General features: G+C 62.4%; 7 protein-coding genes and 2 tRNA genes. 1 reads left to right on the top strand and 8 read right to left on the bottom strand.

The features are described from left to right. The 3 genes from AC3WLT_RS34460 to gltX form a co-directional block, all read right to left on the bottom strand. Positions 1–76: transfer RNA gene (locus AC3WLT_RS34460), tRNA-Glu, on the bottom strand. A gap of 173 nt (positions 77–249) precedes the next feature. After that, positions 250–325: transfer RNA gene (locus AC3WLT_RS34455), tRNA-Ala, on the bottom strand. A 121-nt stretch (positions 326–446) separates the two neighbouring features. Continuing rightward, positions 447–1856, bottom strand: coding sequence for a glutamate--tRNA ligase (gltX, locus tag AC3WLT_RS34450; protein WP_492596070.1), 1410 nt, complete (start codon positions 1854–1856; stop codon positions 447–449). Positions 1857–2276: 420 nt separating this feature from the next. On the opposite strand from gltX, the gene AC3WLT_RS34445 reads away from it, so the two are divergent. Next, the gene (locus AC3WLT_RS34445) at positions 2277–3224 is read left to right on the top strand and encodes a patatin-like phospholipase family protein (RefSeq protein ID WP_492596069.1); all 948 of its coding nucleotides are present in this window, start codon (positions 2277–2279) and stop codon (positions 3222–3224) included. Between the two features lie 208 nt (positions 3225–3432). Here AC3WLT_RS34445 and AC3WLT_RS34440 read toward each other — a convergent pair whose 3' ends face one another. The 5 genes from AC3WLT_RS34440 to AC3WLT_RS34420 all read right to left on the bottom strand — a co-directional run bounded on the left by AC3WLT_RS34440 (position 3433) and on the right by AC3WLT_RS34420 (position 9940). After that, positions 3433–4098 carry a C40 family peptidase gene (locus AC3WLT_RS34440; RefSeq protein WP_492596068.1) on the bottom strand — a complete coding sequence of 222 codons (666 nt, stop codon included), beginning with the start codon at positions 4096–4098 and terminating at the stop codon, positions 3433–3435. A gap of 138 nt (positions 4099–4236) precedes the next feature. Beyond that, positions 4237–5859 (bottom strand): ABC transporter ATP-binding protein, encoded by a 1623-nt coding sequence (locus tag AC3WLT_RS34435; protein WP_492596072.1) that lies wholly within the window; start codon positions 5857–5859, stop codon positions 4237–4239. Positions 5860–5867: 8 nt separating this feature from the next. Next, on the bottom strand, positions 5868–6974 hold the full coding sequence (locus AC3WLT_RS34430; protein ID WP_492596067.1) for an ABC transporter permease: 1107 nt from the start codon (positions 6972–6974) through the stop codon (positions 5868–5870). Beyond that, a complete protein-coding gene (locus AC3WLT_RS34425; RefSeq protein ID WP_115101235.1) occupies positions 6974–8011 on the bottom strand; it encodes a microcin C ABC transporter permease YejB in 1038 nt (345 codons plus the stop codon). Before AC3WLT_RS34425 ends, AC3WLT_RS34430 begins: the two co-directional genes overlap by 1 nt. A 57-nt stretch (positions 8012–8068) precedes the next feature. Next, positions 8069–9940 carry an extracellular solute-binding protein gene (locus AC3WLT_RS34420; RefSeq protein ID WP_492596066.1) on the bottom strand — a complete coding sequence of 624 codons (1872 nt, stop codon included), beginning with the start codon at positions 9938–9940 and terminating at the stop codon, positions 8069–8071. Positions 9941–10030 lie beyond the last annotated feature (90 nt).

The raw sequence follows: 10030 nt of genomic DNA, 5'->3' as shown, positions 1-10030 counted from the left end.
TGGCGTCCCCTAGGGGATTCGAACCCCTGTACTCACCGTGAAAGGGTGATGTCCTAGGCCTCTAGACGAAGGGGACATAATCTTTCCAGATCTGTCTATCTGACTTTAACTCGCTGCCAACTTACGCTAACTTGTCAGTTATTTCGTTTCGTCAACTGCGAAGACCGCTATTTTAACTACGTTACAGCTGTTTGTGAAGTCTTTTTTCCTACAAGCTCCAGACTTCAGAACCACTTCACTCTGCTCTGATGGTGGAGGTAAGCGGGATCGAACCGCTGACCTCTTGCATGCCATGCAAGCGCTCTCCCAGCTGAGCTATACCCCCCTTGCAGAACAGAAACGAAATTTTAGAGGCCAATTTGCGCTTTGTAAATACCCTTTGAGCAATTGCATGCGACTTTTTCGCAAGTCGCATGCAAACCCTCTCATTGCACGCGCGCACGCGCTCAGGCCAGCGCTTTTTCGATACGCCCAACAACGACATCGCGACCGAACAGCATCAACACGCTGTCGATCGACGGCGTGTGCGTCGTGCCCGCCACCAGCAGACGCACCGGCATCGCCAGTTGCGGCATCTTCAGCTTGTGTGCGCCGAGCGTGGCCTTCAACGCGGCGGCGATCGCTTCCCTGGTCCACTCCACGGTCTTCAGCGCCGCAGCCAGATCGACCAGCGCCGGACGCACTGCCTCGGTGATGTGCTGCGCCAGTGCATCCGCTTCGGGTGCCGGCGTGCGATAGAACATCGCGGCGTTCCCGGCGATTTCCTTCACCGTCGACGCGCGGTCCTTCAGCAGGCCCACGACCGAGGTCAGATCGGCGCCTTGCGCGATGGCGGCCTCGTCGATACCCAATTCGGCGAAGAACGGCCGCGCGAGGTCCGCGAGGCGTGCGTTGTCGGCCTCCTTGATGTAGTGCGCGTTGAGCCAGTTCAGCTTGTCGTGGTCGTACTGCGCCGGCGACTTGCCGAGATGCTCCAGGTCGAACCATTCGACGAACTGCTCACGCGTGAAGATTTCCGCATCGCCATGCGACCAGCCCAGACGCGCCAGATAGTTGACCACAGCTTCCGGCAAATAGCCGGCGTCGCGATAGCCCACCACGCTCATCGCGCCGTGACGCTTGCTCATCTTTTCGCCCTGCTCGTTCAGCACGGTCGGCAAGTGCGCATACACCGGCGGTTCGCCGCCGAGCGCGCGCAAGATGTTGATCTGACGCGGCGTGTTGTTCACGTGGTCGTCGCCGCGAATCACGTGCGTGATACGCATATCGAGATCGTCCACCACCACGCAGAAGTTATAGGTGGGCGTGCCGTCCGGGCGCGCGATCACGAGGTCGTCGAGTTCTTCGTTCGAGATCTCGATGCGGCCCTTCACCGCGTCGTCCCACGCCACCACGCCGGTGAGCGGATTGCGGAAGCGCAGCACGGGCTGCACGCCTGCCGGCACCGGCGGCAGCGTCTTGCCGGGCTCCGGGCGCCACGTGCCGTCGTAGCGCGGCTTTTCGCCGGCCTCACGTTGACGTTCACGCAGCGCATCCAGTTCTTCTGTCGACATGTAGCACGGGTACACGAGCCCGGCGTCCTGCATCTGCTCGAGCACTTCGCGATAACGGTCCATGCGCTGCATCTGGTAGAACGGGCCTTCGTCGAAGTCGAGGCCGAGCCACGCCATGCCTTCGAGAATGGCATCGACAGCCTCGTTAGTGGAACGCTCGACGTCGGTGTCCTCGATCCGCAGCACGAAGCTCCCTTTCATCTTGCGCGCGAACGCCCACGGATAGAGCGCGGAGCGGATGTTGCCCAGGTGGATGAAACCGGTGGGACTCGGTGCGAAGCGGGTGCGAACGGAGGTGGTCATAAGCGGTTACTCGGAAGACGGGCGCCGGCGCCAGGCAAAGCTCGCCAGAAAAGCGCGGCAGCGAACCGCGTCCATGCGGCAGACAGCGCCGTGCACGGACACGAAGGAAAAATGCGAGAGCCGAATTATACCTTCCGAAGCCTTGTTAGCCGCCCTCGTCCAAACGGCCCATTGCGGCGCACGATACGCGCGTCGCGGCGCCCGAAGGCTTCCTCTGCAACGTTTCATTGCGGGCTCGCCGCGCGCCTGAAGCTTTGATTTATGATGTGCGCGCGCCGCGGGTCGGCATAGAACCGCCAGAGCCGCCGCGCGCGCTACGAATTGCGATCGCCGCCGGCGATCCCGTCCGTTTGACTATCCGCCTGATCGCGGCACACAGTTACGCCGATTGCGTCGCCCGTGCCGTTGCTGGAGAACTCGTTGAAACCGTCATCCCCTCGCCTCGCCCGCCGCAATTTCTCGCTGGCCGCCGCCTCCGCGGTGCTCGCCGCCTGCACCACGACGGGCGGCAAAACCGATATCGCGCCGGTCGCCGCCGCGCCTGCGGCAAACACGCCGCCGCTCGACAAGCCGCAACGGCCGATCCGCGTCGGCCTCGCTCTTGGCGGCGGCGCCGCGCGCGGCTTCGCCCACATCGGCGTCATCAAGGCGCTCGAGGCGCGCAACATCCAGGTCGATCTGGTGGCCGGCACCAGCGCCGGCTCGGTGGTCGGTGCGCTGTACGCGTCGGGCATGAACGGCTTTGCGCTGAACAAGCTCGCGCTCACCATGGACGAAGCGTCGATCAGCGACTGGGCGATGCCGTTTCGCACACGCGGTTTTCTGCAAGGCGTCGCGCTGCAAAACTACCTGAACACGACGCTCAACAACCGTCCGATCGAGAAGATGGTCAAGCCGCTCGGCGTCGTCGCGACCGATCTGAAGACCGGTCAGCCGATCCTGTTTCAGCGCGGCAACACCGGCATCGCCGTGCGCGCATCGTGCAGCTTGCCGTCGATTTTCGAGCCGGTGAAGATCGGCGGTCATGAATATGTCGACGGCGGCCTGGTGAGCCCGGTGCCCGCCTCGTTCGCGCGCAAGATGGGCGCGGACTTCGTGATCGCCGTCGACATCTCGCAGCGCCCCGAGAGCGGGCTGACGGCCAGCTCGTTCGACGTGCTGCTGCAGACCTTCACGATCATGGGCCAGACCATCAAGGCCTATGAGCTCGACAAGTACGCCGACGTCGTGATCCGCCCGAACCTCGCCGCCATGAGCGGCAGCGATTTTTCGCAACGTAACGCGGCGATTCTGGCGGGTGAGGAAGCGGTGGCGAAGATGATGCCGGAGTTGCAACGCAAGCTGGCAGCGAGCCGCGTAGCGGTGTAAGCCTTCGGTCAAGCGCCGGCTATGCCAGCCGGCGCAGCGGCGTCCAAAGGCGGGGCGCTCGCGACCAGGAGATCGAAGAGCGCAAACCCCGGAGCACAAGCCCTCGTGCACGAACCCAAGGGCGCAACACCAGGAGCGCAAACGCAAAAAGCCTGCTTCATTCGAAGCAGGCTTTTTTGTCGCGCCGATATTGCCGGCGCGCGCCAGATCAGTTGTTGCCGCCGATCGTAGCGTTCACGCGCTTCTTCAGATCCTCGCCGTCCTGATAGGACGTCTCGACCCGGCGTGCGCCCGTGAAGCGCTTTTCCCAGTAACCGCTATCCATATCGTCGACGCGGATCGTGCTGCCCGTGGAAGGCGAGTGCACGAACTTGTTGTCGCCGATGTAGATGCCGACGTGCGAGAACGTGCGGCGCATCGTGTTGAAGAACACCAGATCGCCCGGCTTGAGGTCGCTCACGCGGACCTTCTCGCCGACGCGGCTCATTTCCTCGGCGCGGCGCGGCAGCGCCATACCGAGCGTGTCCTGGAACACGTAGCGGACGAAGCCGCTGCAATCGAGCCCCGAATCCGGAGTATTGCCGCCCCAACGGTAACGAACGCCGATCATGTTCAGCGCGCCGACCACCACGTCGCCCGCTTTTCCGGCCATGCCGGACAGGAACGATTTGGCGCCGCCGCTGCTGTCAGGAACAGACGATTGCGAATTCGGAAAGGACAGCGAATTCGACCCGCTGGAGGTCGAATATGAGGCATTCTGATTAAAACTGCTTACTTCGTCGGCGAACGCGCCGGGAGCTGCTGCCATCAAGACGCCAATGAACATCCCGGCGACGACGCGCGTACAAGCCTGGGTGAGATTTCTGTGCTGCATTGGTCGGTAGTTTTTGCCTAAAAATCAGTGGGCTACGGAAAAAAGTTTGGTCGATACTAGCCAGTAAGTATTCGTGTGTCAAAACAAATAGAAAAATACAATCGAGACACGCACCCAATTGGTGAAAGGGGTGAAAAATCAATGGCCGAGCGCCGCTTTCAGCAGCTTTCGAGTGTAAGGGTGGGAGGGTGTCGCAAAAATCTGCTCAACCTCTCCGCTTTCAACGATCGAACCGTTTTGCATAACGGCCACACGGTGCGCCATCGCCCCAATCACAGCCAGATCGTGGCTGATGAATACGAAGCCGAGGTTGTACTTGTGTTGCAACCCGGCGAGCAATTTCAGTACCTGCTGCTGGATCGAAACGTCGAGCGCACTGGTCGGCTCGTCGAGGATCAGGATGCGCGGCTCCAGCACCAAAGCGCGCGCGATCGCGATCCGCTGACGCTGGCCGCCGGAGAATTCATGCGGATAGCGGTACAGCACCGTGCGGTCGAGTCCGACTTCGCGCAGCACGGAAATCACCTTGTCGCGCCGCGCGTCCTGGGTCATCTGCGGCCGATGCAGCGCAAGTCCTTCGCTGACAATCCGCTCGATGGTCTGGCGCGGCGAAAGCGAACTGAACGGATCCTGAAAGACCACCTGCATGTTCGAACGCAAGGTAGTCTGTTCGGCGCCGCGATAGCTGCCGAGCGGCCTGCCCTGAAACTCGATCTCGCCATGAGCGGTGCGTTGCAGACCGAGCAGCGCCATCGCGAGGGTCGATTTGCCCGAACCCGATTCGCCGACGATCCCCAGCGTCTCGCCCTGGCGCACCGATACGTTCGCATCCGCGACCGCGCGGAAACGCCCCGAACGGAACCAGCCGGTCAAGCCCGGGAGTTTCGTCTTGAAATCGACCGAGACGTCGCGCGCTTCGAGCAGCACCGGCGATATCGGCAGCACCGGCACGACCGTGCGTTCAGGCCGGCTCGCCAGCAGCCGCTGCGTGTACGGATGCTGCGGCGACTCGAACACCTGCTCGACCGGCCCGCTTTCGACCAGCACGCCCTTCTCCATCACCGCGATGCGCTGCGCGAAGTGCCGCACCAGGTTCAGGTCGTGCGTGATCAGCAGCACAGCCATGCCGCGCTTTGCCGCTTCGTCGCGTTGCAATTCCAGCAGCAGGTCGACGATCTGCGCGCGGATCGTCACGTCGAGCGCGGTGGTGGGTTCGTCGGCGAGCAGCAGGCGTGGGCGGCACGCGAGCGCCATCGCGATCATTGCGCGCTGCCGCTGGCCGCCCGACAACTGATGCGGATAGCTGTTCACGCGCTTGCCCGGCTCCGCGATGCCGGTGCGCCCCAACAGCGCCACCGCGCGCTTGCGCGCCTCGCCGGCCGCTACGCCGTCGTGCACGACGATGGTCTCCGCAATCTGATCGCCGATCGTGTAGAGCGGATTGAGCGCCGTCATCGGCTCCTGGAAGATCATCGCGATGTCCGAGCCGCGCATGCCGCGCATTTCGCGCTCGCTTTTGGCGAGCAGATCTTCGCCGTCGAAACGGATCGCCCCGCTCACCTGCGCATCGCTCAACAGACGCAAAATCGACAGCGCGGTCACGCTCTTGCCCGACCCCGATTCGCCGACCAGCGCGACCCGCTCGCCGCGTTCGATCGCGAGCGTGACGTCGTTCACCGCGACGGTGTCGCCGAACGTCACATGCAGACGATCGAGTTCCAGCAGCGGCACGCTCACGCCCTGTTGTGCTTTTTGCTCCATGCCGGCGCTCACTGATTACCTCCGGCGCGCATTGCATCGGAAATGCGGGTGTCGAGCGCGTTGCGCAGCGCGTCGCCCATGAAGGTCAGCAGCAACAGCATCGCGACCAGCACGCCGAAGGTCGACAACGAGATCCACCATGCGTCGAGATTCGCTTTGCCTTGCGCCAGCAATTCACCGAGGCTCGGTGTCGGCGACGGGACGCCCAAGCCTAGAAAATCAAGGCTGGTGAGCGCGAGAATTGCGCCGCTCATGCGGAACGGCAGAAACGTGATGACCGGCGTCAGACTATTGGGCAGTACGTGCCGCCACATGATCTGCCAGTTCGACAGCCCCATCGCCCGCGCCGCGCGCACATAGTCCTGGTGACGATTGCGCAGAAACTCCGCGCGCACGTAATCGGACAAGCCGATCCAGCCGAACAGCGACAGCAGCACGATCAGCAGGATGAAGCCCGGCTCGAAGATCGACGAAAAAATGATCAGCAGGTAAAGCTCCGGCAACGCACTCCAGATTTCGATCAGCCGCTGCCCGATGATATCGATACGTCCACCGAAGTAACCCTGCACGGCGCCCGCGGCAATCCCGAGCAACGTGCCGATCAGCGTCAACACCAGCGCGAATTCGACCGACACGCGAAAACCGTACAGCAGGCGCGCGAACAGATCGCGGCCGCGGTCGTCGGTGCCAAGCCAATTCTCGCGCGATGGCGGCGCCGGGTTTGGCTTCTTCGAGAAATAGTTCAGCGTGTCGTAGTAGTAGCGGTTCGGCGGATACAGCGCGAAGTTGCCGGGCGCATCGAAACGATGCTTGATATACGGATCGAGATAGTCGGCGGGCGCCGGGAAGTCGCCGCCGAAAGTGGTCTCCGCGTAGGTCTTGAACATCGGGAAATACAGTTGGCCGTCGTAGCGCACCACCAGCGGCTTGTCGTTCGACCACAGCGGACCGGCAAGGCTCGCCGCGAACGCGACGACGAACACGATCAGACTCCAGTAGCCAGGACGCTGCTGGCGAAAGCGCTGCCAGACGCGGCGCGCGGGCGACGGCGACACGAATGCGCGAACCGGTTCGGTGCGCGCCGCCACGTCGGCTGGAAGGCGGGCTCGATTCATCAGCGCTCCAGTTGTTCGAATTGGATGCGGGGATCGACCCACACGTAGCAAAGGTCGGAAATCAGCTTGGTCGCGAGACCGATCAGCGTGAACAGATACAGCGTGCCGAGCACGACCGGATAGTCGCGCCGCACCACCGATTCGTATGACAGCAAGCCGAGGCCGTCGAGCGAAAAGAGCGTCTCGATCAGCAGGCTGCCGGTGAAGAACGCGCCGATAAACGCCGCCGGAAAACCGACGATCAGCGGCAGCAACGCATTGCGAAACACGTGCTTCCACAGCACGCGTTTCTCGGACAAGCCTTTCGCGCGCGCGGTCAGCACGTACTGTTTGCGGATCTCGTCGAGGAAAGCGTTTTTCGTGAGCATCGTCACGACCGCGAAGCTGCCCACCACGGAGGCTGTGATCGGCAACGTGATATGCCACAGGTAATCGACGATCTTGCCGCCGAGGCTCAACTGCGCCCAATTGTCCGAAGTGAGATTGCGCAACGGGAACAGTTGCAGGAAGGTGCCGCCGCCGAACAGCACGAGCAACAGCACGCCCAGCACGAAGCCCGGAATCGCGTAGCCGATCAGCACCACCAGACTCGTCGCGACGTCGAAGCGCGAACCGTTGCGCACCGCTTTCGCGATGCCCAACGGCACCGATATCAGGTACGTGAGAAAAAAGGTCCATAAGCCGATGCTGATCGACACCGGCAGCTTGGAAACGATCAACGACCACACGCTTTGATGGCGGAAATAGCTCTGCCCGAGGTCGAACGTCGCGAAACGTTTGAGCATCAGGACGTAGCGTTCGAGCGGCGGTTTGTCGAAACCGTACAGCGCCTTCAGTTGCGCGACTTGCTGCGCGTCGACGCCGTTATGCGCGCGCAGGCCGAACGGCGAGCCGCCCTCCGCGCCCTTGCGCAGCTCGTGCTGCATCTGCTCGACCGGGCCACCCGGCACGAACTGGATCACGCCGAAAGTCAGCGTCAGCACGCCGAGCAAGGTCGGGATCATCAACAGCAGGCGTTTTAGGATGTAGCTCCACATGGGCGGTGTTTCCGGTGCGAAGGCAGTGAATGAATAGACGTTTCAGCGCGGCTGCGGCTATGGCTGCGCATACCACCACGTCGACGTGATCCAGCCTTCCGCTGAATAGTACAAGGGCAGCGTCTGCGGCCACGCAAGGCCGCGTTTGAACGCCACCCGGTGCGTAGCGCTGTACCAGTGCGGCACTACATAGTAGCCATGCATCAGCACACGGTCGAGCGCGTGCGTTGCGTCGACCAGTTGCTCGCGTGTCTGCGCATGCACGAGCGCATTCAGGATCGCATCCACAGCCGGCGATTTCAGGCCGACCATATTGTCCGAGCCGGTAGTGTCCGCGGCCTTGCTGCCGAAGCGGTCGATCTGCTCCGAACCGGGCACCTGCACGTCCGGCATGCGGATTGTGGTCGTGTCGAAATCGAAAGCGTCGAGACGCTTCTGATAGACCGCAAAATCGGACACGCGAAACGTCGCGGTGATACCAAGCTTCTGCAGATTGCGGATGAAGGTCGCGACGATCGGCTCCATTGACGAGGACGAACCCGCATCGTCGAGGATCTCGAAGCGGAACGGCTCGCCTTTGGCGTTACGCAACGCGCCGTCGCGATAGGTCCAGCCGGCCTGCTGCAGCAACGCACGCGCTTGCAGCAGATTGGCGCGCAGCGAACCGGGCGGATCGGTGTCCGGCTGTTTCGGCGGCGGGCCGAACACGGCCGGGTCGAGTTTCGAACGCCACGGTTCAAGCAAAGCCAACTCGCCCGGAGAAGGCAGCCCCTTCGCCTGCAAATCGGTGTTGGCAAAGAAGCTGTCGATGCGCATGTACTGATTGAAGAACAACTGGCGGTTCAGCCATTGAAAGTCGAGCGTGAGATCGAGCGCCTTGCGTACGCGCACATCCTGGAACAACGGCCGCCGCGTGTTCAGCATGAAACCTTGCATGCCGGTGCCGTTATGTTGCGCAAACTCGCGCTTGATCAGCTCGCCGCTGTCGAACTTCTTGCCGACGTCGCGCCGCACCCAATTGCGCGCGACGTACTCCACCAGCGCGTCGTACTCGCCCGCCTTGAACGCCTCGAGCCGCGCCGTGCTATCCGAATACAGCTTGTAGACAATGCGCTCGAAGTTGTTCGTGCCGACGCGCACCGGCAACGCCGCACCCCAATAATTCGGATCGCGCCGGTACGTAATCGTGCGGCCGTTGTCGTACTGCTCGATCAGATAGGGCCCGCTGCCGATCGGTTTTTCAAACGCCAGTTGATCGAACGCAATCCGGCTGCCGTCCGGTCTCATCCCCCACTTGCGCGAAAACACCGGCATCCCGCCCGCCAGCAAAGGCAACTCACGATTGCGTTGACGAAACTCGAAGCGGATCGTTTGCGGATCGATCACCACCGCACGCGTGATCTCGCCGAAGATCGACGCGAATTGCGGCGCGGCTTGCGGGCTCTTCAAGGTGTCGAGAGAAAACTTGACGTCGGCGGCGGTGACCGAATCGCCGTTCGAGAAGCGCGCGCGCGGGTTGATGTGGAAGGTCGTCGAAAGGCCGTCGGGCGCGATGCTGATGTCGTCGGCAAGCAGGCCGTACGCGGAGGCCACTTCGTCGCTGCTGCCGGTCGTCAGGCTTTCGAACAGCAGATTGACGCCCGGCGCGGTATTGCCGCGCAGCGTGAACGGATTGAATTTGTCGAAGCTGGTGAGCCGGCTCGGATTGGCCAGCACTAGCGTGCCGCCCTTCGGCGCGTCCGGATTGACGTAGTCGAAGTGTTTGAAACCAGCCGGATATTTCGGTTCGCCGTATTGGGCGATCGCGTAGACGGCATGAGCCTGCGGCGCGGCGAGCCATGCCCACGCGCTGCACAGTGCGACGGCGAACCTCGCCCTGCATGAGCGCGGCACAACCGGTAGACCGACACGCGAGAGCCTGTGAATCATGCCGCACCGAGGTGCACGAGGCGCTTGAACCCGCCGCGAGCCAGTTGTCATAGGGGCCTTGTTGGTCAGAGGGCGGTTGCAATGTGAGAG

This window comes from Paraburkholderia sp. FW306-2-2C-D06C, assembly GCF_058781505.1.
Note: the sequence above shows the minus strand (reverse complement) of the source record. Positions and strands in the feature narration are given on the sequence as shown.

Bases quoted from the DNA above. Each gene is read 5' to 3' on its own strand.
- AC3WLT_RS34420 (WP_492596066.1), bottom strand. From the start codon at position 9,940: ATGATTCACAGGCTCTCGCGTGTCGGTCTACCGGTTGTGCCGCGCTCA.
- gltX (WP_492596070.1), bottom strand. From the start codon at position 1,856: ATGACCACCTCCGTTCGCACCCGCTTCGCACCGAGTCCCACCGGTTTC.
- AC3WLT_RS34430 (WP_492596067.1), bottom strand. From the start codon at position 6,974: ATGAATCGAGCCCGCCTTCCAGCCGACGTGGCGGCGCGCACCGAACCG.
- AC3WLT_RS34440 (WP_492596068.1), bottom strand. From the start codon at position 4,098: ATGCAGCACAGAAATCTCACCCAGGCTTGTACGCGCGTCGTCGCCGGG.
- AC3WLT_RS34435 (WP_492596072.1), bottom strand. From the start codon at position 5,859: ATGGAGCAAAAAGCACAACAGGGCGTGAGCGTGCCGCTGCTGGAACTC.
- AC3WLT_RS34425 (WP_115101235.1), bottom strand. From the start codon at position 8,011: ATGTGGAGCTACATCCTAAAACGCCTGCTGTTGATGATCCCGACCTTG.